This window comes from Pseudomonas fluorescens (genome assembly GCF_018614655.1).
GTDB lineage: Bacteria > Pseudomonadota > Gammaproteobacteria > Pseudomonadales > Pseudomonadaceae > Aquipseudomonas > Aquipseudomonas fluorescens_BX.
Window position 1 is genome coordinate 39,605 of the sequence record NZ_JAGGOG010000011.1, and the last position, 24,420, is coordinate 64,024.

Here is a 24,420-nt window from a genome sequence, read left to right on the forward strand (position 1 = left end):
GGCAACTCCTTGTTGGTGATTTCTGGAGTCATCCTAAAACAGTGTTGTGTCAGTTCTTGTCAGGAGTGAAAGGCCCGGATTCGTTCTGCTCCATCAACTTGCGCCAAGCACGTAACCAGTCACTGCGCCGCCCCGGATAACGCTCGCCCTGGGCAGTCGCGGCGGCAATCCGATCGGTGCGAAAGGTGCGATAGGCGCCGCGTAATTCGCACCAGGCCACGATCACCCGCGCTTCATTGAGAAAGCCCAGGGCCAGGGGCCAGATCAGGCGTTGGCTCGGGGTTTGGCTGGCGTCGGCATAATCGATATGCAACTTGGCCTGGCTGCGAATGGCGTCACGGAACACATTCAGGGGCACTCGGTTTTCCGGGTAACCATACCCCCGCGGGCCCGGTAGCAACGTGGGATTACGCAAGGCTTCCTGGGCGGCAGGGTCCAGTACCGCGGAGATTTTCGACAACGCATTGGCAGCGGCGTGACTCAACACCTCATCACCCCGCTGGTCGACATAACGCAAGCCCAGAACGATGGCTTCGGTCTCGTCAGCATTGAGCATCAACGGCGGCAGGAACAATCCGCTGCGCAACACATAGCCCACCCCGGCTTCACCGAAGATCGGCGCGCCGAGGGCAGTCAATTCAGCGATATCCCGGTAGAGCGTGCGCTCTGAAACCTCCAGCTCCGCCGCCAGGATGGCCGCCGTCACCGGGCGCTTTTTGCCCCGCAAGACTTGCAACAAGGTCAGCAGACGACTGGTTCGCGACACGTTCCTCACACTCCAAAAAGGGAAGTTCGCGCAGCTTAGCAGAGGGCCCTGCCAGAAAGTGTCAGGAGCGAATCGGCTTTTCAGGCGTCTGCTCAGGCACTGCAAAGTCTTCGGCCGCCGCAACGACCTGTGACCTTCAGAGTGGGTCCCGGACACTGTCACTCAAACCATTCGCGGCGCTCATCAAAGGTACGGACGATCAAATCGACTATCGCCTGCACCGCCGCCGACGCTTCGAGCTGGGCATTCAGTGCCATCCAGACTTGCCGTTGCATGGGGGTGTCAAACAGGCCGGGCAACGGCATCAGGCTCCGATCAAACCGACTCATATAGGCGGGTAACAAACCAATGCAGGCACTGCACCGGATCATCTCCAGCATCAGCTCGTAGGTATGCACCTGCACCACTCCGGCCCCGCGCAAGTCGATCTGCGCATTCCAGGGCGCAAACGCCTTGACCTGCCGCTCGGGCTGCCACTGCACCAACAGATAATCGGCCAACCCCTCCAGGTGCTCCGGACGAGCAGTCGCCCGGGAATAGCGCTTGGCCATATGCGGCAGGTAATCAAGGCTGGCCAGGTGTTGCGGTTCACGAATCGCAAAACCCGGACTGGTGGATGTCGCGCCAGGGTCCGACAGCCATACCACCACATCGGCATTGACCGTTTGCAGCGACTGTTGGTTGCTGTCCACAGCGATCACCTCCAACCGTACGCTGGCGTCGCGCCGCAACAAAGCAATCAGGTCACGACTCAGGATGTCATGCAGGATCGGTGCAGCAACCGCGAGGCGCACCAACGGCTGGCTGACTACCTGCGCGATACGCTGTGGGACCAGAACCATCAACTGCGCCTGCAATTGCAGGCCTTCACGACTGAGGGTCAGCGTGCTGCCCTGGTAGGAGAACAGCGTATGCCCTACTGCATCTTCCAGTTGCGCCAGTTGCCGACGTAAAAGGGGTGCGCGGATATTCAGGTGGCGTGCCGCCTGCTTGAAGCAGCCGCAGCGCGCACTGACCAGAAAATATTCGGCCACTCGGGGTTCAACCGTGGCCACCAGGGTCGTCCATGAACGCTGATGACTCGCAGGCGAAATACGCCCTGCCAGCCCCTCGACGCCCGGGGTTTGAAACATTGCCATCAATGACTTCCTGTCGTTGGTATGGGATAGAGTGAGGGCAATTGCGCCCTCACCCCCGTCTGTCTATCAAGCGTGCGCCAGCTCCGCGTCCAGGTTGCCCAAGCGCAACGCATAACCGATACCCTGGTTGGCGCTGAGCAGTTGTACGACAAAATTCTGTTCGGAACGGTTGACCCGCAAGCCGGCCTCTTGCAGGACTTCGGTCAGGCTGTCGGCGCAAACATTGGTGATCAATGCAGGGATGGTCATCGTGAATGCTTTCCTTGTCATGGGCTGAACGATGGCCACCTTGGGTTATCCCAAGGCAGACCTTCATAGGCTAGCCGGAATTTTCCGGTCTGCTCGACCGGGCTAAAAAATTGACAAGGTTTAATCAGAAACGGCCCGTTTCGTGAAAAACGGGCCGTTCGATGGGGACGTTAAGCGAGGCTTTTACTGACCACTTCAAACACATCGCTGGACAGGTCGCCGGAAGCGCGAATCCGCTCCAGTTCGGCCTTCATCAGCGCCTGACGGGCGCTGTCGTATTTACGCCAGCGGGTCAGCGGCGCCAACTGCCGCGAGGCAATCTGCGGATTGAAGGCATTCAACTCGATCACCAGGTCTGCCAGGAAGCGATAGCCTGAACCATCTGCCGCATGGAAGTTGATCAGGTTCTGTCCGGCAAACGCGCCCACCAGCGCGCGAACCTTGTTCGGGTTCTTGATGTTGAACGCCGGGTGCTGCATCAGCGCCTTGACCCGCTCCAGCGCGCCCGGCAAACCGCTGCCGGCCTGGACGCTGAACCATTGGTCCATGACCAGCGGGTTGTCCTTGAAGTTTTCGGCAAACACCGCCAGCGCCTTGGCCTTCTCAACTTCGAACGGCGAGTTGACCAACACCGCCAGCGCCGTCAGGCGTTCGGTCATGTTGTCGCAAGCGTCGAACTGTTCCAGGGTCGCTGCCAGTACTTCGGGCTTGCCGCTGAGCATCAGGTACGACAAGGCGATGTTCTGCAGCGCGCGCCGGGCGAAATGTTCGGCAGCCGCCACGTAAGGCGTTTTCTTGGACAGATCGCGATTGGCCTGGTAACGCAACCACAAGCCTTCGAACAGGCTGTCGGCCAACTGCTTGCGGGCAAATTCACGGGCGGCGTGGATGGCGTCGACGTCAGCCACTTCGCTGATTTCAGCTAGGTAGGCTTCGCTCGGCAGTGACAGCATCTCGGCGACCATCGCCTGGTCTAGGCTTTCGTCGCTCAGCACGCTACGCAACGCGGTGATCAGGCGTTGATCCAGCACCAGCGTCTTGCCTTGTTGATGTTGGCCGATCAGTTCCTGCAGCACCTGCACCGACAATTGCTGGCCGGCGTCCCAGCGATTGAAACCGTCGCTGTCGTGCTGCATGAGGAACATCAACTGATCGCGGCTGTAGGGGAAGCTCAGCTTCACCGGCGCCGAGAAGCCACGCAGCAGCGAAGGTAATGGTTGTTCAGCGATATCAACGAAGGTAAAGGTCTGCTCGGCTTCGATCACCGAAATCACTCGGGACGTAGCGCCCGCCTTCGTTTCACCCGCCAGACGCAGGGCAATAGCGGCGCCTTTGCTGTCCAGCAGACCCAGCTCCACCGGAATCACGAACGGCAGTTTTTCGACCTTGTCCGGGGTTTCCGGGCAGCTTTGACGGAAGGTCAAGCTGTAGGTTTTTGCCGCAGAGTCGTAGGACTCGCTGACCGCCAAGCGTGGGGTGCCCGCCTGGCTGTACCAGCGCTTGAACTGGGTCAGGTCGGCACCATTCGCGTCTTCCATGGCCTTGATGAAGTCGTCGCAGGTCACGGCCTGGCCGTCATGGCGTTCGAAGTACAGGTCGCTGCCTTTGCGGAAGCCTTCGGCGCCGAGCAAGGTATGGATCATGCCAACCACTTCCGAGCCCTTTTCATACACGGTCAGGGTGTAGAAGTTGGAGATCTCGATAAAGCTGTCCGGGCGCACAGCGTGAGCCATGGGGCCGGCGTCTTCGGCGAATTGATGGGTACGCAGGTAGGCCACGTCCTGGATACGCTTGACCGTGGCCGAGTTCATGTCGGCAGAGAAGCCCGAATCACGGAACACGGTGAAGCCTTCCTTGAGCGACAGCTGGAACCAGTCACGGCAGGTCACGCGGTTGCCCGACCAGTTGTGGAAATATTCGTGGGCAACGATCGCCTCGACCCGCTGATGCGCGGCGTCGGTGGCGGTTTCGGCGCGGGCCAGCACGGCGCTGGAGTTGAAGATATTGAGGCCTTTGTTCTCCATCGCACCCATGTTGAAGTCATTGACCGCAACGATCATGAAGATGTCCAGGTCGTACTCGCGGCCATAGACTTCTTCGTCCCAGCGCATGGACTTCTTCAGGCTGGTCATGGCGTGCTGGCACTTGTCGATGTTCTCTGGCTCGACGTAGATACGCAGCGCCACGGTGCGCTCGGTCATGGTGGTGAAGGTGTCTTCGACACACCACAGGTCACCCGCTACCAGCGCGAACAGGTAAGCCGGTTTCATGAACGGGTCTTCCCAGGTCGCCCAGTGCCGGCCGTCTTCGCCAGGACCAGACGAAATCGGGTTGCCGTTGGACAGCAAGACCGGGTAGCGATGTTGCTCGGCGATCACCGTGGTGGTGAACTTGCCCATCACGTCCGGACGGTCGAGGTAATAGGTGATCTTGCGGAAACCTTCGGCCTCGCACTGGGTGCAGAACATGCCGCCGGATTTGTACAAGCCTTCAAGGGCGGTGTTGGTTTCCGGGTGAATCCTGACGCTGGTGTCGAGCGTAAAGCTGTCGTTCGTCGGGTGCAATGTCAGGTGGTTTTCAGTCAATTGGTAGTCAGCCGCCGTCAGTTCGCGGTCGGCCAGGCTGACCGACAGCAACTCCAACTGCTGGCCATCCAGCACCAGTGGCGGCAAGCCGGCGCCACGCGCTGGGTTGCGGCGCATCACCAGTTGCGCATGGACCAGGCTGTGGTCCTCGAACAACTCGAAGGTCAGGTGTGTCTCGTCGATCAGGTACTCGGGCGCCTGATAGTCCTTAAGGTAAATCATCTTCGGTTGTTCGGTGCGCATGCGTCGAATCCTTCTACTGATGCACGGCGAGCTGGTAAGCCGTGTATTTACGAATATTGATAACGCCGGTGTCGAAGATCAGGTATTGGCCCTTGATCCCCATCAGCGTGCCTTCGGCAATCGGGTTCTTGTCCAGGTTGAAGCTGACGATCTTGGTCGGATATTGCTCGATCGGGTAGCGGATTTCGAGTGGTTCGATATCGGTCACCGGCTGAATGGCCTGTAGGCCAAAGCGCTCTTGCAGCCCCAGGAGTCCTTCTGCGCAGGAAGCAAACAGTTCATCGCGTACGTGCTTGAGGTCCACCGCCTGGGCATCACCCTTGAGCAGTGCGCGCCAGTTGGTCTTGTCGGCCACCTGGCTGCGGAACAGGTCTTCGACAAAGCCCGATTGCTGGCGGGTAGAAACCCGCATGATCGGCAAGGCCTGGCTCGCTCCCTGGTCCAGCCAGCGGGTTGGCAACTGACTGGCACGGGTGATACCGACCTTGATCCCCGACGAATTGGCCAGGTAGACCACGTGGTCGGTCATGCAGAATTTCTCGCCCCAAGCCGGATCTCGGCAGGTGCCGGCGTCGTAATGGCAGCGTTCGGGACTCATGATGCACAGGTCACACTGGGCCAGCTTGGTCATGCACGGGTAGCAATAACCCTGGCTGAAACTGGTCTTGGTCTTGCGGCCACAATGGGTGCAATGAATCGCACCCAGATATTCCAGGCGCACGGTAGTGCCAATCAACGGGTTGACCGGCACCTCGGTATCGCCCAGGCGAAAGGCGTATTGAACGGTCGGCTCACCCAACTGCGCCGACATCTTGCTGACTGCACCACGGCCAATCTCAATCAATGGATGGCATCCGACTTGAACAGGATGTTCGGCACCGGCGCCGACTTGGAGGCGCACTCCTGCGGGCCCATGTAGCCGGTGCGCTGGTCTTCCGGCAGGTTCTGCAGTTCCCAGGCGATCACCGCTTGCAGGGACAATTCACGCTGCTCGGCGGTGAGCTTGCGGCCATCGGCCCATTTGCCGATTTCCACGGCGAGCTTGAGGCTCTCGTAGATGTCCGGGGTGATGTTTTCGATCATTTCAGCAAAAGAGGACATAAGGCTCTTCCTTAACAAATAGGAGATTCAAAGGGTTTGTTTGCGACGGCTGTACAAGCCGCCCAGCAAGCCCGTCAGGCAACCGACCACCAGCCCGCCGACGTGTGCGGCGTTGGCGATTTCGCCGAAACCGATCATCGAGACCAGGCCCGATAGGCAAAGCAGCAGCCACACCAACATCATCACCAACACCCCGCGGGGCAGGCGATAAGCCGGGTTGGGCGAAAGCAATTGATAGATCCAGCAGTGGCCAAGCAAGCCGTACAACACGCCGGACAAGCCGCCGAACAGCCCAGGGCCACCGAAATAGTATTGAGCGTAGTTGGACACCAGGCTGAACAGCAATGTCAGGCCCAGCAGGTTGATACTGCCCTGGCGCACCTCGATGCGCCGCCCCAGTTCCCAGTACCACATGCCGTTCATTGCCAGGTGCAGGATGCCGAAGTGAATCAACATCGGCGTTACCAGGCGCCACCACTGCCCCGCCGCGAGACTGTCGGCCAACGAGGTGAATTGAATGTATTCACCCACTATGCGGAACTGCAGGAAAGTCAGCCAGCTCATGGCTTGCAGGTTATCCCCCAGCATCGTCACCGCACCGACGATCACGCTGAGCAGCAGAATCAGCGCAGTGACCGGGCTATGGCGCAGTTGCTGGACAAAGCCGACACGCGTGGCCGTCGGTTGCTGTGGAATGTCCAGTTGCTGGTCTGGATCGCCCGCAGGAAAGCGTTGATACAACACGCGCACGTCGTCGCTGATGTTATCGGGCACCCACAGCACCTGCTCCCCCGCCTCTTCACTGACGCGATGGGGCACTTGCATGCGCTGCAACAACTTGACGAAACCGGCCAGGTCCACGCTCAGGGGCAGACGCAATACCGCAACGGCACTCATGAAATCACCTCAGGACGTTCGACATCCACCCAAACAAATTTACGTGGATCAAGGCGAGTTTCCTGGTCCAACCGATAAGCGACCAACTTGCCGTACAGCACCGCGCTGTAATCCAGACAGGCCAGGTTCGGGCGAATCGGCGCCGGTTTGCCGCTGCGCCAGTAATGGCCGACAAACAACAGCGGCTCGTCGACGCCATAGCGCAGCAGGGAATTTTTCTCGGTGGACGACAGCGGTGTCGCGGCCACCGGCTCCGGCAGCGCATCGGGCTGAAAGACGATATCGCCGTAGGTTTTCGGGTCGTCTTCCCAGAACTTGGTGCGGAAGAACGAGCGGGTCAGGCCATCGCCACCGGTCAGCGTCAAGCCGTCCGGCAGGCGCATGTCGGTACCCCGCAACAGGCGGTCAAAGGCATTGCTGGCGAAACTGCCCGGTACGGCGGCGGCCTGCAAAAAGTGTTGATCGATACAGCCGTCCGGGAAACTCGAGCGCAGGGGTTCGATAAAGCCGTCATCCCAACAGGCGTGCACCACGCGGAAACGCCCGGCGTCGACAAACAGCGGCATGTCGTAGAACCAGCCGAGGAAGTCGTGCCAATCGGCCGGATGCTGTTCGAACTGGGTCAGGGTCTCGTGGATCAGCCGTGCATGGCGCGGTGTGTGCTCGCGCACAAACTGCTTGCCGCTGCCGGGCGGCGCAGGCGTGCTCCAGCCCAGAGCGTTGAACTCATGGTTGCCCATGATGCACAGCGCCTGGCCGGCCACGGTCATATCGTGGACGATATGCAACGCCTCGCGAATACGCGGGCCACGGTCGATGATATCGCCGAGGAACACCGCCATCCGCGTGGGATGGCGCCAGGTGCCGCCCTGCTTGTGGTAACCCAACCGGTCGAGCAAGTGCTCAAGGGTATGAGCGCAACCGTGCACGTCACCAATCAGGTCGTAGCTACGCGCGGGATCGAGCATCAGTCGCCTCCACCCCCCAAGCGGCTGCCCCAGCCCAGCTTGGTCCGGCAGACTTCGTAATAGTTGTGGTCCAACGGGTGGATCAGCCGCAGTTTCTGCGCCTTTTTGCTCACGGTGATGGTGTCACCGGGGGCGCAGGTGAAATGGTTCTGCCCGTCGCAGGAGACTTGCGGGTAGATCTGCATGTCTTTGGAAACCACGATTTTCAGCTCACTGTTGCCGTCGACCACGATGGGCCTGCTGGACAACATATGGGGGTACATCGGCACGATCACAATGGCGTCGAGCTTGGGATGCATGATCGGACCACCGGCGGACAGCGCGTAGGCCGTGGAACCGGTGGGTGTGGCGACGATCAGGCCGTCGGCCTTCTGGCTGCAAACGAACTGGCCATCGATATACAACTCGAACTCGATCATCCGCGTCGACTTGCCAGGGTGCAACACCACATCGTTGAGGGCGTCGCCCTGGCCAATGGCTTCGCCGTGACGACGGACTTCGGCCTGCAACAGGAAGCGGTTTTCCACCAGGTAGTGGCCGTCCAGCACCTTGGCCACTTCAACTTCCAGCTCATCGGGACGGATATCGGTGAGGAAGCCCAGGCTGCCACGGTTGATCCCCAGCACCGGCACGTTATGCCGGGCCAACGCGCGGGCGGCACCCAGCAGGCTGCCGTCGCCGCCGACCACGATCACCATGTCACAGACTTCGCCGAGCATCTTGCGCGACGAGGTCTGCAGGCCATGGCCCGGCAGAATCTCGGCGATGGTGTCTTCGAGGATCACATGCAGGTGGCGCTCGAGCAGAAACTTTTTCAGCCGGCGGACGGTGTCCAGGACCTGTGTACTGCCCAGGCGACCGATAATGCCGATATTGCGAAATTGCTCCATGGGGCTCCTGCGGGGTTTGCGTGGCGACAAAAAGAACGATTATGGGCGAAAGGTGGCATTAGACAAAATGCTTTGTCGCCACCCTGTAGCCGCTGCCGAGGCACGAGGCTGCGATGGGCTGCGAAACGGCTCCCAAGGGCGGTCCTGCGGACACGCATCGCAGCCTCGTGCCTCGGCAGCGGCTACACTCGCACAATGACTCTGTTCCCTGATTTACAGAACCTGCCCCGCCAACTGCGCCACCCTGAAGTGCGCGACTTGGCGTGGGTGATGCTTGCCCCACCGATGCTGGCACAAACGCCTTGGCCGCAGCGTCATCCATTGACAGGCAGTGACTGGGTGCAAGCACCACACCTGCTGGAGCAATGGCTGCGGCAACTGGACCAGGACAGCAGCGCCTTGCAGCACTGGCTGAGTCTGGCCCGCACCCGTCGCCTGGGGCTGTATTACGAGCGCCTCTGGCAATTTGCCATACAGCATGCACCCGGCGTGGAGTTACTGGCGGCCAATCTGCCCATCCGTCAAGCCGGGCATACCCTGGGTGAGCTGGACATGCTGCTGCGCGACCGCGACGGCGTGCACCACCTCGAACTGGCGATCAAACTGTATCTGGGGCCTCAGGCAGGCGATGGGCGCGACACTGCCAAATGGCTGGGCCCAGGGTGTCACGACCGGCTGGACCGCAAGTTGGCCCATCTGGCCCAGCATCAACTGCCGATCTCCGCTCGCCCGGAAAGCCGCGAAGCGTTGGCGGCGCTGGATATCCAGCACTTTGATGCGCACCTGTGGCTGGGCGGCTATCTGCTGTATCCATGGCCCGGCACCGCGCAGGCACCGATTGGCGCCCATCCGCAGCATTTGAACGGGCGCTGGCTGCATCAGCGGGACTGGTTGGAATTTGTCACCCAACGCCCGGCGGGCCGCTGGCAACCCCTGCCCCGCCATGCCTGGCTGGCGCCGGCGCACTATGCGGCAGATCAAACATGGGAGCCGACCAAAATGCAGCACTGGCTGACTGAACTGGACCCCATGGCGCCCGCACAATTACTGGTGCGGCTGGTTGAAAATACCGAGGGCGAGTGGGAAGAAGCCGAGCGGTTGTTTCTGGTGGCAGATCTTTGGCCGAATGTGCCAGCGCTTACAGGCTATCGATATGCCGATAGTCAACCTGTAACCCCGTAGCCAACGCCTGTGCCCGCCCCAGCCGAATGGGCCCCCGCTCTATATCCACCAGTAGTCCAGGGCAATCGAGCTGCGGCAACGGCGTGACATCCTTGAGCCGGCCATCCGTGATCACCAGCAACCGCTGCTGCTCCGCTGGATAACGCTTACGCCGCGCCACCAGCCAATGCCCTGCCTCAGTCAGCGCTGCCAGCAACGGCGTGCCACCGCCCGCACCCAGCCCGTCAAGCCACTGGCTTAACCCTTTCGCCGCCTTCAGCCCTTGTACCTGCCACGCTGGTGACTGCCCGCTCACCGTGAGCAGTGCCATCCGCGCGCGCTGGCGGTAAGCATCGTCAAACAGCTGGGCCAGAAAGCCCTTGGCGTCACTCAAGGCCTGATGTCGTCGAGTGGAAGCCGAGGCATCTACAATCACCAACCACAACTCATGGGGTGATCGGCTACGCAGGCGGTACAGCAGGTCTTCACGGCATTGCGGCCGTCCGGCGAGCAAGGTGCCCGGCCAGTTGACCAAACCTTGCGCGGCGCTACGGGCCTGGCCTTGCCTGCCCTTGTTCAGTCGGCCCGCTTTGGGCCGGGCATCCGCCCCCGCGTCAGGTCGAGGGCGAATGCCTAGGGCTTTTTTGGCCAAGTGGGCACGTCTCGGCGGGCGCCCACTGGCAACGCTGGTGCGGGCATGTCGCCCCACTGACCCTGGCCCTCGGAAGGCGATGGATCAGAAGACTTTGATGACTGGCCATTTGGCGGGGTCGCAGGGCTGGAGCGCTCCTGACGCCGATGTCGCAGGGCAAACTCCGCCACCGCGTCGATATCTTCCTCGCTGATAGCCGCCGCCCCGCGCCACGCCGCATGCGCCCTCGCGCCGCGCAACCAGACCAGGTCAGCACGCAAGCCGTCGACACCGGCCGCAAAGCAGCGCTCGGTAATTTGCCCCAGGGCCTGGTCATCCAATGGGATGCTTTCCAGTAGCGCCCGGGCTTGGGTGCAGCGCTCACGCAACGCGGCCTGCTGACCGGCCCACTGTGCGCAGAAAGTTTCGGGATCGCGGTCAAAATCCAGCCGGCGGCGAATGATCTGCCCCCGTTCGGCAGGCAGCGTTTGCCCGCTCAACGCCACATTGAAACCAAAACGGTCAAGTAATTGCGGACGCAGCTCGCCTTCTTCCGGGTTCATCGTGCCAATCAGTACAAATCGCGCTGAATGGCGGTGGGAAATACCGTCGCGCTCGATCAGGTTGGTGCCGCTGGCCGCCACGTCCAGCAGCAGGTCCACCAACTGGTCGGGCAGCAAGTTGACTTCATCGACGTACAACACGCCGCCATCAGCCTTGGCCAGCACGCCGGGAGAAAATTGCGCGCGGCCTTCGCTCAGCGCGGCGTCCAAGTCGAGGGTGCCCACCAGGCGTTCCTCGGTGGCGCCCAGGGGCAGCGTGACGAACTGCCCGCTCGCCAACAAGTCCGCCAGGCCACGGGCCAGGGTGGATTTGGCCATACCCCGAGGGCCTTCGATCAGCACACCGCCGATTTTCGGGTCAATGGCGGTCAGGCACAGGGCCAGTTTCAGGTCGCCGGCACCGACGACGGCGGACAGCGGGAAATGAGGAATGTCGGTCATCAACTGTCTTCTTCTATATCCAACAACAAATTTTCCAACGCCTCACGATAGGCCCCGGGCTCCTGCCACATACCCCGTTGCTGGGCTTCCAGCATGCGCTCAGTCATATCTCGCAAGGCCGCCGGGTTGTGCTGCTGCACAAACTTGCGGGTGTCAGGATCCAGTAAATAGGCATCAGCCAGCAACGCATATTGATGGTCATCGATCAGCGCCGTAGTGGCGTCGAACGCAAACAGGTTATCCACGGTCGCCGCCATTTCGAACGCACCTTTATAGCCATGGCGCTTGACCCCTTCGATCCACTTCGGATTGGCCGCCCGGGCACGGATCACCCGGTTCAGCTCTTCTTTCAAGGTACGGATCTTCGGCAAGTCCGGCTGGCTGTGATCGCCGTGATAACTGGCGGCCTTGTCACCGCTCAGGGTTTCTACCGCTGCGAGCATACCGCCCTGGAATTGGTAGTAATCGTTGGAGTCCAGCACGTCATGTTCGCGGTTGTCCTGGTTCTGCAGTACCGCCTGGACCTGGCTCAACCGCTGGGCGAACTGTTCACGGGCGGCAGTGCCTTCGTCGGAACCGCCATAGGCGTAGCCGCCCCAGTTGAGGTACACCTCGGCCAGGTCTTCGCGGCTCTGCCAAAGGCGACCGTCAATCGCCCCCTGCACGCCTGCGCCATAGGCACCGGGCTTGGCGCCGAAGATTCGCCAGCCCGCCTGTTTTGCCGCAGCCTCGTCATCCAGCCCGGACAGGCGCAAGGCTTCGCGTTCGTTGCGCACCTTGGCCGCCAGTGGGTTCATGTCATCCGGCTCATCCAGCGCCGCCACGGCTTGCACGGCCGCGTCGAACAGGCGGATCAGATTGGCGAAGGCATCCCGGAAGAACCCGGACACCCGCAATGTCACATCAACGCGTGGGCGATCCAGCAGGCTCAGGGGCAGGATTTCAAAGTCATCCACCCGCTGGCTGCCCGTGGCCCATACCGGACGCACGCCCATCAGTGCCATGGCTTGGGCGATATCGTCACCCCCGGTGCGCATGGTAGCGGTGCCCCACACCGACAGGCCGAGTTGGCGCAGATGATCACCGTGGTCCTGCAAATGCCGCTCAAGAATCAGGGTTGCCGACTGGAAACCGATGCGCCAGGCCGTGGTGGTAGGCAGGTTGCGCACATCCACCGAGAAAAAGTTACGCCCGGTAGGCAGCACGTCCAGACGGCCACGGCTGGGTGCGCCACTGGGACCGGCCGGCACGAAGCGGCCGCACAGGGCATCCAGCAAACCGCGCATTTCCGCCGGGCCGCAGGCATCCAGACGCGGCGCGACGACAATACGCAGGCTCTCGATCACACCTTTGACGTCTTGCCAGCCCGGCTCTTCAAGCTGCTCAAGTGCGCCCTCCAGGGACTGCTCGATCAAGCGCGCAGCGTAGAGTTCCAGACGTTCACGGGTGTCGCCCGCCGTGCGCCACAACTGTGGGTCAATCTTCTGCAAGACCTCGGGACGACGCCCGGTCCACGGCTCGGCCAGCGCGCAATCCAACGGATCGAAGCCCAGTTCAAACGCCTTGGCCAACACCCGCAACAAGCTCGATTGCGGCCCGCGGCCATCGCCCCGCGGAATGCGTAGCAACGCCAGCAGGGTGTCGATACGCAAGCGACCCACTGGCGACTCACCAAAAATGTGCAGGCCGTCGCGGATCTGCGACTCTTTCAAGTCACACAGGTACGTGTCCAGGCGCGGCAGCCAGATGGCCGCATCGGCCTCGCTGTCGAGGTTTTCGTCCAGCGCCAGCTCCTGGTCGATACGGGTTTCCCGCACCAACTTGAGAATGTCCTTTTGCAACTCCCGGGCACGCCGTGGATCAAGCAGTTGAGCTTCGTAAAACTCGTCCGCCAGCAACTCCAGGTTGCGCAACGGCCCGTAGGTTTCGGCGCGGGTCAGCGGCGGCATCAGGTGATCGATGATCACCGCCTGGGTACGCCGCTTGGCCTGGGCGCCCTCACCCGGGTCGTTGACTATAAACGGGTAGATATTCGGCAGCGGCCCCAGCAACGCGTCCGGCCAGCAGTTGTGCGAAAGCCCGACGCCCTTGCCCGGCAACCACTCCAGGTTGCCGTGTTTGCCAACATGAATCACCGCATGGGTGCCGTAGGTCTGGCGCAACCAGAAGTAGAACGCCAGGTAACCGTGAGGCGGCACCAAGTCCGGGTCGTGGTACACGGCGCTGGCATCCACCTGATAACCCCGGGCGGGCTGAATGCCGACGAAGGTCAGGCCAAAACGCAGGCCGGCAATCATCATGCGGCCTTCACGGAACATTGGATCGTTGTGGGGCGAGCCCCAGCGCTCCAATACGGCTTGGCGGTTGGCCTCGGGCAGACGTTTGAACATGGCCTCGTAGTCGTCCAGCCCCAGGCTTTGATGGCAAGGGCGCAGGTCAAGGCTGTCGAGGTCATTGGTGACGCCACCCAACAAGCCTTGAATCAATGCAGTGCCACTTTCCGGCAATTCATCCGGCAACGGATAACCTTCGACTTTCAGCGCCCGAAGGATATTCAGTGCCGCAGCCGGGGTATCGAGACCAACGCCGTTGCCAATGCGACCATCGCGGGTCGGGTAGTTGGCAAGAATCAGCGCAACGCGCTTTTCGCTATTGAGCACCCGAGCCAGTTCGACCCAGCGTCTTGCCAGTTCGGCGACAAAATCCATGCGCTCCGGTTGCGCCCGATAACACACCACATCGGACTGGCTGCGCTCGCTGCGCCAGGCCAGGTCCTTGAAGCTGATGGGCCGGCTGATGATCCGCCCGTCCAGCTCCGGTAACGCAATGTGCATCGCCAGATCACGGGGGCCGAGGCCTTGCTCGCTGGCTTGCCAGCCGGGTTCATTGTCTTGAGCGCAGATGGCCTGGATTACCGGGATGTTGCGGCGAAACGGTCGCAAGTGTGGGGCTTCGGGGCTGGATTGGGCAAAACCGGTGGTGTTGAGAATCACCGACGCCTGCACCTCATCCAGCCAGTCCTCGACCACCGTCAGGCAGCCGGGCTCTTTCAAGCTGGCCACCGCAATGGGCAACGGGTTGAGGCCCGCCGCCTGTAAGCGCTGGCAAAACACATCGATAAAAGCGGTGTTGGCCGCCTGCAAATGGGAGCGGTAGAACAACACCGCCGCCACCGGGAGCCCGGCCTGCCAGTCATGCTGCCAATCGCTCAGGCTGGCATTGGCTTTATGCGGGTGATAAATCGCCGTGCGTGGCAGCACCTGCGGCTCGGCCCAGGCGTAATCGCACCCTAGGTAAGTCGTGGCCAGGCAGCGATAGAAATCCAGTGCATTGCCCATGCCGCCCTGACGCAGGAAGTGCCAGAGACGGTCGCGCTCCTCGACGCTCACGGTGCTGAGGCCGCTGAGCTCCGGGTCCGGACGATCGTCGCCCGGCACCAGAATCAGTTGAACGCCGCGCTGCGCCAACTCCACAAGGCGTTCGATGCCGTAACGCCAATAGGCAATCCCGCCGTGGAGCGAGATCAGGATGACCTTGGCGTGACGCAGCACCTCATCCACATACAAGTCGACCGAAGCATGATTCTGTACCTGCATCGGGTTGGCCAGGCGCAGGCTCGGGTAGTCCTCGGGCAACTGCTGGGCGGCTTCGGCCAGCAGCGCCAAGCTGGAATCACCGCTGCACAAAACCACCAGCTCGGCCGGGGTTTGTCCTAGGTCGGCAATGTTGTCATCCGAGACGAAACCGCCGGGCTGGGTCCTGAGCAGGTGCATGGCTTAAACGCTGAGGGCTGCGCGCAGTTGCGCTTCGAGCAAGGTGGCATCCAGTTCCTGGCCAATCAGCACCAAATGAGTCGCGCGCGGCTCATCGGCACGCCAGGCGCGGTCGAAGTGTTTGTCGAAGCGGGTGCCTACACCCTGGATCAGCAGGCGCATCGGCTTGTTGGGGATTGCGGCGAAACCCTTGACCCGCAGGATGCCGTGCTGCACCACCAGCTGGGTCAGCGCGTCGAGCAACAGGCTTTCGTCGGCTTGCGGCAGTTCGATGGAGATCGAGTCAAATGCGTCGTGATCATGCTCGTCTTCACCTTCGTGGTGATGATCGTGATGGCTGTGACGTCCATCGATGTGCTCTTCGGAACCGGCGCCCAGGCCAATCAGCACGTCCAGCGGCAAACGACCACTGCTGGCTTCGATGATTTTCACCGCTGGCGGCAGCTCTTCGGCGACTTCCAGGCGTACGCGGGCCAGATCTTCGGGGCTGATCAGGTCGGACTTGTTGAGGATCACCAGGTCGGCGCTGGCCAGTTGGTCGGCGAACAGTTCGTGCAATGGCGATTCGTGATCCAGGTTCGGGTCGAGTTTGCGCTGGGCGTCCACTTGGTCCGGGAACGCGGCGAAGGTGCCAGCGGCCACGGCCGGGCTGTCGACCACGGTGATCACCGCGTCAACGGTGCAGGCGCTGCGAATTTCCGGCCACTGGAAGGCCTGGACCAGCGGTTTTGGCAGGGCCAGCCCCGAGGTTTCGATGAGAATATGGTCGAGGTCGCCGCGACGGGCCACCAACTCGCGCATCACCGGGAAGAACTCTTCCTGGACCGTGCAGCACAGACAACCGTTAGCCAGCTCGTAAACGCGGCCGTTGGCTTCTTCTTCGGTGCAGCCGATGGAGCATTGCTTGAGGATTTCGCCGTCAATGCCCAACTCGCCGAACTCGTTGACGATCACCGCAATGCGGCGGCCCTGGGCGTTGTCCAGCATGTGGCGCAGCAAGGTGGTCTTGCCCGAACCGAGGAAGCCGGTAACGATGGTGACGGGGAGTTTGGCCAGTGTTTTCATCGGATGCCCTTTGGGGCGGGCATACGGGACGAGGGGCCTGCGACGGCACGCAGAAACCTGTTTCGCCACCGGATCACCCCGCCCGGTTGAAAGTTGAGAATCGTTGCGAGGCAGGTCTCCTGGCTTGGGGCTTGCCAGTCGTTCGACCGGCGCTGGCTGCGCCTTCCCGCCTGGTTCAGGCAGTGGCGTGGCAGTCAGATAAACCCTTCACAGTTGCGGGGGCAGCCGCGGCATTGACCGCGTTCCCTTCTTAGCTTCGGCCTGGGCCGAAGAACCTCGAAGGCGCAAGGCTACGCAGTGCACGAGGAAGGGTCAATCTCCGAACGTTTGGTGTGTATCAACGCCAAACGTTCCTGCATGCCTTCGCTCGCCGCAGGCCCGGCCCGCACACTGCATTGATCCATCGGCACGATATGCCCCTGGGCAACGTCAACCACCGCGACCGCCACCGCACGCGCGGTCGCGACATCGACCATCTGCAGGCTTTCACCCTCGGGCGCGAAGTGCCGGTTGCCCCACCCCACGAACGCCATGATCACGATCCTGAAATCCTCACCGGCGGGCGTCGGCACATATTCAAAACGCGGCGGCCGCTCACTGTAGCGCCGGCGCTCCAGCAGTCCGCCCTCCACCAGCGTATTCAACCGGCGCGTGAGCATGTTGGGCGCGATATCCAGGCTCTGGGAAAATTCGTCAAAACGCCTCAAGCCTTGCAGCGCATCACGCATGATCAGAATGCTCCACCACTCGCCCACCCTTTCCAGCCCACGCGCCACCGGGCACTCGGCATTTACCAGCGACTTACGTTGCATTGCAGTTCCTCTATGGGGAAACCCGGAATATTTTCGCTACCCGAAGTTACTTTCATGATGATAGTTTCGTCCATGCATTGCTACCAACCAGAAATTGCGGAGCTGAGCGATCATGAATAAGCGAATTGTTGTGACCGGCATGGGTGCAGTGACCCCGCTGGGGAACGGCGTGGAACAGACGTGGAAACGCTTGCTGGCGGGCCACTCCGGGATACGCCGACTGCCGGAGCAACTGGTCGGCGACCTGGCGATCAGCATTGGCGGGCAAGTACTGGACCGCATTCAGGACCCTGAAGCCGGGTTTGACCCGGACACCGTCATCCCGGCCAAAGAACAGCGCAAGATGGACCGCTTCATCGTGTTTGCCCTGGCCGCCGCTCAAGAGGCCCTGGCCCAGGCCGGCTGGAATCCGCAAACTGCGTCGCAACAGGAACGTACCGCGACCATTATTGCCTCTGGCGTCGGCGGTTTTCCGGCGATTGCCGAGGCGGTGCGGACCGCGGACAGCAAAGGCCCGCGACGCTTGTCACCGTTCACCATTCCCTCGTTCCTCGGCAACATGGCCGCCGGACATGTGTCGATCCAGCATCGGCTGAAAGGCCCGCTCGGCTCCCCCGTCACCGCCTGCGCTGCCGGTGTGCAAGCGATTGGCGATGCGGCCCGGATGATTCGCGCGGGAGAAATTGACATCGCCGTTTGCGGCGGCGCCGAAGCCTGTATTCACAGGGTCAGCCTGGGCGGTTTTGCCGCTGCGCGCGCGTTGTCCCACAGCTATAACGCCACTCCCGAGCTGGCCTCGCGCCCCTTCGATCAAGGCCGCGACGGTTTTGTCATGGGCGAAGGTGCCGGATTGTTGGTCATCGAAGAACTCGAACATGCGCTGGCCCGGGGCGCGATCCCCATCGCGGAGCTGGTGGGATACGGCACCAGCGCCGACGCTTATCACATGACCTCCGGCCCGGAGGATGGGTCTGGTGCCCGCAGGGCAATGGAGTTGGCGATCCAGCAGGCGGGGATCACTGCGGCGCAGATCCAGCATTTGAACGCCCATGCAACGTCGACCCCGGTGGGTGATAACGGCGAGTTGGCGGCCATCAACGCATTATTCGGCGCACGCGCGGGCTTAGCGATCAGCGCAACGAAGTCGGCAACCGGCCACCTGCTGGGTGCCGCAGGAGGAATCGAGGCGATATTCACGGTGCTCGCCTTACGCGACCAGATTGCCCCCGCCACGCTGAACCTGGACCACCCGGACGACGCGGCCGCAGGACTTGACCTGGTGCGCGGTGCAGCCCGGTCGATGCCTATCGAATATGCAATATCCAACGGGTTCGGGTTTGGCGGCGTCAACGCCAGCGTGCTGTTCAAGCGCTGGGGCTGACGCCTTGTAACCGCGTATTTGACGTGAATCCCCCGCCCATGCTCTCCTACACATCTTGTTTCGGGTGCCCTTCACAGGGTGAAACGGGAAACCGGTGAGTCATGAAGTTATGACGAGTCCGGTGCTGCCCCCGCAACGGTAAGCGAGCGAAGCATCAGAGCCACTGTGTCGACACGACATGGGAAGGCGATGCTTTTTGACGTCAAGTCCCTCGCAAGCCCGGAGACCGGCCCGAAAAAATCAGATAACAAACCCGCGGTGGGCGGGCGCTGTTAAGACCCTGCGTGTCTGGCTCGCGGGGTTTTATGCGCTCGTTTCACCCTGACACTCGAAAGGGACGCGCCATGTCGATCATCAGCAGTACCTCCCGCACCACCAGCAGCACCGCCACCTTGAGCCACCGCCTGATGGCTGCCATCGGCGCGTCGATTCTCGGCGCGTGCCTGGTGTATTTTGCCGGTTTCTCGCATATCGAAGCGGTGCACAATGCCGCCCACGATACCCGCCACAGCGCCGCGTTCCCGTGCCATTGAGACCTGCCGACATGATCAAGCGTATCGCGCAAACCGCAGGTTTCACCGGCTTGCTGGCGGCCCTGCTGCTGACCCTGCTGCAAAGCTTCTGGGTCGCCCCGTTGATTCTCCAGGCGGAAACCTTCGAGAAAGCGCCAGCCACTGAGGTTCATGAACATGCTGGCGGCGCGGCCGCCGCTCACAATCACGACGCCGAAGCCTGGGAGCCGGAAGATGGCTGGCAGCGCGTGCTGTCCACCACCGGCGGCAATCTGGTGGTTGCCGTAGGTTTCGCCCTGATGCTCGCCGGGCTTTACACGTTGCGGGCACCCACTCGCACCGCCCAGGGCCTGCTGTGGGGCTTGGCCGGTTATGCCACCTTCGTGCTGGCGCCGACCCTTGGCTTGCCGCCTGAGTTACCGGGCACTGCCGCCGCCGACCTGGCGCAACGACAAGTCTGGTGGATCGGTACTGCGGCCTCTACCGCTGCCGGTATCGCGCTGATCGTATTCGGTCGCAACTGGCTGCTGAAAGTACTGGGCGTGGCGATTCTGGTGGTGCCTCACGTGATTGGCGCACCGCAACCGGAAGTCCACTCGATGCTGGCACCGCAAGCCCTGGAAGCGCAGTTCAAGATTGCCTCGCAGTTGACTAACGTCGCGTTCTGGCTGGCCTTGGGCCTGATCAGTGCCTGGCTGTTTCGCCGTAACCGCGACGGTCAGTACTCAGCATGAACACAGTGCCGACCCTGGTGGTCGGCCTGGGTTGCCAGCGGGGCTGTGACGTCGACACCCTGCTCAACCTGTTCCATACGGCCCTCGATGCCTGCGGGATCGAACGCCAGCGGGTCACTGCGTTGGCCAGTATCGATCGCAAGCGGGATGAGCCGGGATTGCTGGCCCTGGCCAAGGTCCTGGATCTGCCACTGCAGTTTTTCAGTGCCGGCCAATTGGCGGTTTATGAAGCTCGACTGAGCCATAAGTCGCCCATCGCCCATGCACATACCGGCTGCTACGGCATCGCCGAAAGCGCCGCCCTGGCCCTGGCCGAATGCATGGCTCAGGCCCCTGCTTCACTGCTGATCACCCGCCAAAAAAACGCCCAGGCCACCTTTGCATTAGCGTGTGCCGGCTAAATTCCCGATAATCGTGCCCCTCGATCATGAGCAATCTTCATCTGAAGCCTTGCTCGCACGCGTTTGCACAGGAAAGCATTCATGACCGTCTTTTTCATCGGCGCCGGCCCCGGTGACCCGGAGCTGATCACCGTCAAGGGCCAACGGCTGATTCGCAGTTGCCCGGTGATCATCTATGCCGGTTCCCTGGTGCCCGCCGCCGTACTGGAAGGCCATCAGGCTGAGCAAGTGGTCAACAGTGCCGAACTGCACCTGGAACAGATTATCGAGCTGATTAAAGTCGCCCATGAAAAGGGCCAGGATATTGCTCGGGTGCATTCTGGCGATCCCAGCCTGTATGGCGCGATTGGTGAGCAGATCCGCTGCTTGAGAGAGCTGGGAATACCGTTTCAGATCATTCCAGGCGTGACAGCCGTGGCGGCCTGCGCCGCGCTGCTGGAGACCGAACTGACGCTGCCGGACATTGCCCAGAGCGTGATCCTGACCCGTTATGCCGATAAAACCGCAATGCCGGCAGGTGAGGCGTTCAGCAGCCTGGCCCAGCACGGCACGACCATGGCGATTCACCTGGGGGTCAATCACCTTGAGAAGATCGTCGCCGAACTGCTACCCCATTACGGCGCGGATTGCCCGATTGCCGTGGTGCATCGGGCGACTTGGCCCGATCAGGACTGGGCTATTGGAACCCTTGCGGATATTGCCGGGAAAGTCGCGGCCAAGGGCTTCAGGCGTACGGCGTTGATTGTGGTGGGTCGGGTGTTGGCCAGTGACAGTTTCAGTGAGTCGTCGCTGTATCGCGCGGGGCATGCCCACCTTTATCGGCCCTGAAGAAACGCGGAACAACCTGTGGGAGCGGGCTTGCTCGCGAATGCGGTGGGTCATTTGAAACATATTTACCTGACATTCCGCCTTCGCGAGCAAGCCCGCTCCCACATTGAATTTCATTGGTATAAAGACCTCGAGCAACCCTAAATCCCAGGCATAAAAAAACGGCGCTCACGGGCGCCGTTTTTTTGTTCGCAGCGAACGCCTTACTTAGTAGTAGGCGTTTTCTTTCTGCGTATGGTCCGTCACATCACGTACGCCCTTGAGCTCTGGGATGCGCTCCAACAGGGTGCGCTCGATGCCTTCGCGCAAGGTCACGTCTGCCTGGCCGCAGCCCTGACAACCACCGCCGAACTTCAACACGGCGATGCCGTCTTCGACCACATCGATCAGGCTGACCTGACCACCGTGGCTGGCGAGGCCCGGGTTGATTTCGGTTTGCAGGTAGTAATTGATGCGCTCGTTGACCGGGCTGTCCGCGTTGACGTTTGGCACCTTGGCGTTGGGCGCCTTGATGGTCAATTGGCCACCCATGCGATCGGTGGCGTAGTCGACCACGGCATCGTCGAGGAAGGCTTCGCTGAACGCGTCGATATACGCGGTGAAGCTTTTCAGCCCCAGAGCGGTGTCTTCGGGTTTTTCTTCGCCCGGCTTGCAGTAGGCAATGCACGTCTCGGCGTACTGGGTGCCGGGCTGGGTGATGAAGACGCGAATGCCGATGCCTGGGGTGTTCTGCTTGGACAGCAGGTCAGCCAGGTAATCGTGGGCGGCGTCGGTAATGGTTATGGCAGTCATGGAAACTCCTCACAGGCTTGCCCGCAGTTTACGCCAAATTATTACGGAGGTACAAAGTCCTAGTGTTTTTGTCGGGATAGGCTTTTTTGGGGGCGGTGGGATTGGGGGTATATCCGTTGTTGCGGTGATGGCGGAACCAATAGCAGCCATTACCGCAGAAACGGATATGTCCCCAACCCCCTACAAATTCTCATACCGATTCATATCCAACACCCCCTCCTCAACCGGCGCAGTCTCACGTATATACCGCGACAAATCATGAAAGTACTGCCAAAACAACGGATGGCTCCGACGAATCCCCCACCGATCCACAATTGCCTCAAACCGCTTCGCATCCTTGGCACTCTCCATCGCCGCCACAAACGCCGGCACTTCCTCCGCCGGAATATTGAACATGAAATTCGGATAGCTACTAAGCACCCCCGGATAAATCGTTACCGTATCCAGCCCCGGCTGATAGCGATAAGCCTCACCCAACATAAACGCCACATTGCTGTGGGCCCGATTGCGCATCAGGCTGTACACCTCACGCTTGCCACTACGGGTTTCAATCCGCAGCATCGTCGCTTCCGGTAACTGCTCAATCACCTTGAGTCCGGCCGCCGGACGTGAAGTCAAACGGCTCAAGGCCTGTTCCGCATCCTGCAGCGCCGGATCAATACCTGGGCGCGAGCAATAAGCACTGGCACACCGATTGATCGGGTCCGGGCTGACATTCAGGTCGCTATAACGGACCAGCAGTTGGTTGGCAAAATCACGCTTGGGGTCCTTTTCATCCAGGCTCAGCCCCGTAGGCTTGTCGTCGTCGATGGCTTCATAATCCATCCACAACTTGACCTTGCCGCTGTTCTGATACCAGTCATCCAGAAAGCCATCCCGCAAATCCGCAGGCATCAGGCGCAGGAAGTTCTGCTCGGCACCGTTACGGATCAGGTCGAAATACAACCGGGTCTGCGCCTGATGGGAGACGTTACCGAAGACATCGAAGTTGACCGCCAACTGGTAATAAGTGCGCTCCAGCAGCGGATAGTCGAACAACCACATCGTCTGCGGGACTTCGCCGATCAACCCCTTGGTCACCGAAGCGCTGTCGAAGTGGCGGAAAATCGACAGCAGCGCATTGTCATTGCCGGCCCACAGGCTCGACCAACCGGGCGCTGCACTATCGGCATAGCTGTCGCGACGCAAGGCTTCATACGCGTTGCGCTTGTCACGATAGGCCAGCCACAGGCTCAACACACTGCCCACATCATCGTTCTGCCCCGGCATCGCCAGCAACGGCGTAGCCTGGCCACGATAGCGTGCATCGGTGATGTACAGGTCATGATCGGGGTCCTGGAACAGCGTCCAGAAGTTGTCGCGAATCACATCTGTGGCGATCTGCCCACGGCATACCGGTCCGCGAATAAAGGTACGCACGAAATATTCGGCGTTATCCAGCATGAACTGGTAGCGCGCCTTGACCGGAATGGCTTCGAAGGTCTCGAACGGATTCGCCCGGCGCCCAGGCCCGTAACCCGGCAACGCCTGCACCTGCCAATCGCCGCTGTAGAACAACGACTTGATCCGGGCCATTTTCTCGGCACTGAACGGATAGGTGATGTGGGTCTTGTGCACGATCACCCCTTGCACCGGCCACAAGCGGTAGTACACCTGGGTGCCCGGGTCGTCGTTGGGACGACGGGTGTTGATCAGGTCAATCGGCTGGCCGCTGGGCGTGCGGGAACGCACCCACTGGAAGAAGTGCCCCGGCTCGCCGCCCTCAAAATAGATGTGGGCCAGGAACAAATGCTCATACAACCAGCGCGCCACCAGGCTTTCGCGGGCGCCGGGCTGATTGAACAGGTTTTCCCATTGCTGGACCTGCAACGCTTCCTGGGCGCTCGGCGCCAGGCCTTGTTCATCGATGGTCGCACCCGAGGCCAGCCAGCGTTGCAGGGTCTGGTATTGCTGATCGGTCAGGCCGGTGACCGCCAGCGGCATGCCTTCCTTGGGATGGGCGCCAGCATACGCATCGAATTCGCCGGGCATCGGGCACATATTCTCGCGGTTCAGACCTAAAACAATTTCGTCCGGCAACTTGGCATTGGGCTGCAAGGGGGCGTTATGCCCCAACTCAAGCATCCGTGCCATCAACGCCGCTTGGCTGCCCTGGGCGTCCAGTACCGAGCCAAACCCCTGGCGCTGCCAGGCGGCCTTACCGAACGCGTCATAAAACAAACGGGTCGGCGGCGTGGCCTTGCTGCGTTCGCCATTGTAGACCGGAACCTTGGTTGCGCCGCGAGCGGCACCTTCGCCACTGCCCAGGTTGAGCTGGCAAGCCGAGTCATAGCAGGCGTGGCAGGCCACGCACTTCTCGGTAAAAATCGGTTGAATATCACGGGTATAGGAAATCGCCGGGGCGGGACCTTGGGCCTGTGTACTGCTGGCTATCAGCAAAAGGAAAGTGCTGATGATGAGGCGATGCGACATGTTCCCGGTCCCGATT

General features: G+C 61.2%; 21 protein-coding genes, 1 pseudogene and 2 riboswitches. Of the genes and pseudogenes, 6 read left to right on the plus strand and 16 right to left on the minus strand.

What is annotated here, in order from left to right; translation table 11 throughout:
* Window positions 1-49: 49 nt before the first annotated feature.
* From J7E41_RS10560 to J7E41_RS10600, 9 genes and pseudogenes are all read right to left on the minus strand, one after another.
* A complete protein-coding gene (locus J7E41_RS10560) occupies window positions 50-766 on the minus strand; it encodes a helix-turn-helix transcriptional regulator (protein WP_214992487.1) in 717 nt (238 codons plus the stop codon).
* Window positions 767-924: 158 nt separating this feature from the next.
* Window positions 925-1,905 carry a LysR family transcriptional regulator gene (locus J7E41_RS10565; protein WP_214992489.1) on the minus strand — a complete coding sequence of 327 codons (981 nt, stop codon included), beginning with the start codon at window positions 1,903-1,905 and terminating at the stop codon, window positions 925-927.
* Window positions 1,906-1,998: 93 nt separating this feature from the next.
* Window positions 1,999-2,154: pseudogene (locus J7E41_RS10570) on the minus strand (YbjN domain-containing protein); the annotation flags it as partial.
* Between the two features lie 170 nt (window positions 2,155-2,324).
* On the minus strand, window positions 2,325-4,982 hold the full coding sequence (gene pepN / locus J7E41_RS10575) for an aminopeptidase N (RefSeq protein WP_214992492.1): 2,658 nt from the start codon (window positions 4,980-4,982) through the stop codon (window positions 2,325-2,327).
* Window positions 4,983-4,995: 13 nt separating this feature from the next.
* On the minus strand, window positions 4,996-5,826 hold the full coding sequence (locus tag J7E41_RS10580) for a DUF2797 domain-containing protein (protein ID WP_214992495.1): 831 nt from the start codon (window positions 5,824-5,826) through the stop codon (window positions 4,996-4,998).
* Window positions 5,823-6,083 carry a YeaC family protein gene (locus J7E41_RS10585; protein WP_214992498.1) on the minus strand — a complete coding sequence of 87 codons (261 nt, stop codon included), beginning with the start codon at window positions 6,081-6,083 and terminating at the stop codon, window positions 5,823-5,825. Before J7E41_RS10585 ends, J7E41_RS10580 begins: the two co-directional genes overlap by 4 nt.
* Before the next feature lie 27 nt (window positions 6,084-6,110).
* Entirely contained in the window at window positions 6,111-6,980 is an 870-nt protein-coding gene (locus J7E41_RS10590; protein WP_214992500.1) for a rhomboid family intramembrane serine protease, read from the minus strand.
* Window positions 6,977-7,951: a metallophosphoesterase gene (locus J7E41_RS10595; protein WP_214993142.1), complete on the minus strand. Its 975-nt coding sequence runs from the start codon at window positions 7,949-7,951 to the stop codon at window positions 6,977-6,979. The genes J7E41_RS10590 and J7E41_RS10595 overlap by 4 nt, the downstream gene beginning before the upstream one ends.
* Window positions 7,948-8,838 (minus strand): NAD(+) kinase, encoded by an 891-nt coding sequence (locus J7E41_RS10600; RefSeq protein ID WP_003217892.1) that lies wholly within the window; start codon window positions 8,836-8,838, stop codon window positions 7,948-7,950. Before J7E41_RS10600 ends, J7E41_RS10595 begins: the two co-directional genes overlap by 4 nt.
* 195 nt (window positions 8,839-9,033) lie before the next feature.
* Between J7E41_RS10600 and J7E41_RS10605 the strand changes: the two genes are divergently transcribed.
* Complete coding sequence (locus tag J7E41_RS10605; RefSeq protein ID WP_214992502.1) at window positions 9,034-10,020, plus strand: DUF1853 family protein; 987 nt, start codon at window positions 9,034-9,036, stop codon at window positions 10,018-10,020.
* Here the strand turns inward: J7E41_RS10605 and J7E41_RS10610 are convergent.
* From J7E41_RS10610 to J7E41_RS10630, 5 genes are all read right to left on the minus strand, one after another.
* Window positions 9,977-10,579, minus strand: a complete 603-nt coding sequence (locus tag J7E41_RS10610) for a vWA domain-containing protein (protein WP_214993143.1) — start codon at window positions 10,577-10,579, stop codon at window positions 9,977-9,979. The two genes, J7E41_RS10605 and J7E41_RS10610, sit on opposite strands and share 44 nt — an antisense overlap.
* Window positions 10,580-10,632: 53 nt before the next feature.
* Window positions 10,633-11,634 (minus strand): ATP-binding protein, encoded by a 1,002-nt coding sequence (locus J7E41_RS10615; protein ID WP_214992504.1) that lies wholly within the window; start codon window positions 11,632-11,634, stop codon window positions 10,633-10,635.
* Window positions 11,634-15,407 carry a cobaltochelatase subunit CobN gene (gene cobN / locus J7E41_RS10620; protein ID WP_214992506.1) on the minus strand — a complete coding sequence of 1,258 codons (3,774 nt, stop codon included), beginning with the start codon at window positions 15,405-15,407 and terminating at the stop codon, window positions 11,634-11,636. The genes J7E41_RS10615 and cobN overlap by 1 nt, the downstream gene beginning before the upstream one ends.
* Window positions 15,408-15,410: 3 nt before the next feature.
* Window positions 15,411-16,472, minus strand: coding sequence for a cobalamin biosynthesis protein CobW (cobW, locus tag J7E41_RS10625; protein ID WP_251029444.1), 1,062 nt, complete (start codon window positions 16,470-16,472; stop codon window positions 15,411-15,413).
* A 92-nt stretch (window positions 16,473-16,564) separates the two neighbouring features.
* Window positions 16,565-16,766, minus strand: a riboswitch (cobalamin riboswitch).
* Window positions 16,763-17,284, minus strand: coding sequence for a winged helix-turn-helix transcriptional regulator (locus J7E41_RS10630; protein ID WP_214992510.1), 522 nt, complete (start codon window positions 17,282-17,284; stop codon window positions 16,763-16,765). Its footprint overlaps the riboswitch before it by 4 nt.
* A gap of 112 nt (window positions 17,285-17,396) precedes the next feature.
* On the opposite strand from J7E41_RS10630, the gene fabF reads away from it, so the two are divergent.
* The 5 genes from fabF to cobM all read left to right on the plus strand — a co-directional run bounded on the left by fabF (window position 17,397) and on the right by cobM (window position 21,140).
* Window positions 17,397-18,665, plus strand: a complete 1,269-nt coding sequence (gene fabF / locus J7E41_RS10635) for a beta-ketoacyl-ACP synthase II (protein ID WP_214992513.1) — start codon at window positions 17,397-17,399, stop codon at window positions 18,663-18,665.
* Window positions 18,666-18,710: 45 nt separating this feature from the next.
* Window positions 18,711-18,914, plus strand: a riboswitch (cobalamin riboswitch).
* A 95-nt stretch (window positions 18,915-19,009) separates the two neighbouring features.
* Entirely contained in the window at window positions 19,010-19,198 is a 189-nt protein-coding gene (locus J7E41_RS10640) for a CbtB domain-containing protein (RefSeq protein WP_214992516.1), read from the plus strand.
* 11 nt (window positions 19,199-19,209) lie between these two features.
* Complete coding sequence (locus tag J7E41_RS10645) at window positions 19,210-19,911, plus strand: CbtA family protein (RefSeq protein WP_214992519.1); 702 nt, start codon at window positions 19,210-19,212, stop codon at window positions 19,909-19,911.
* Window positions 19,908-20,312 carry a cobalamin biosynthesis protein gene (locus J7E41_RS10650; RefSeq protein ID WP_214992522.1) on the plus strand — a complete coding sequence of 135 codons (405 nt, stop codon included), beginning with the start codon at window positions 19,908-19,910 and terminating at the stop codon, window positions 20,310-20,312. Before J7E41_RS10645 ends, J7E41_RS10650 begins: the two co-directional genes overlap by 4 nt.
* An 81-nt stretch (window positions 20,313-20,393) precedes the next feature.
* Window positions 20,394-21,140, plus strand: a complete 747-nt coding sequence (gene cobM / locus J7E41_RS10655) for a precorrin-4 C(11)-methyltransferase (protein WP_214992524.1) — start codon at window positions 20,394-20,396, stop codon at window positions 21,138-21,140.
* Between the two features lie 207 nt (window positions 21,141-21,347).
* Here the strand turns inward: cobM and nfuA are convergent, their stop codons facing one another.
* Both nfuA and J7E41_RS10665 read right to left on the minus strand, forming a co-directional pair.
* A complete protein-coding gene (gene nfuA / locus J7E41_RS10660) occupies window positions 21,348-21,932 on the minus strand; it encodes a Fe-S biogenesis protein NfuA (protein WP_003173594.1) in 585 nt (194 codons plus the stop codon).
* Window positions 21,933-22,112: 180 nt separating this feature from the next.
* Window positions 22,113-24,404 (minus strand): fatty acid cis/trans isomerase, encoded by a 2,292-nt coding sequence (locus J7E41_RS10665; RefSeq protein ID WP_214992526.1) that lies wholly within the window; start codon window positions 24,402-24,404, stop codon window positions 22,113-22,115.
* Window positions 24,405-24,420 lie beyond the last annotated feature (16 nt).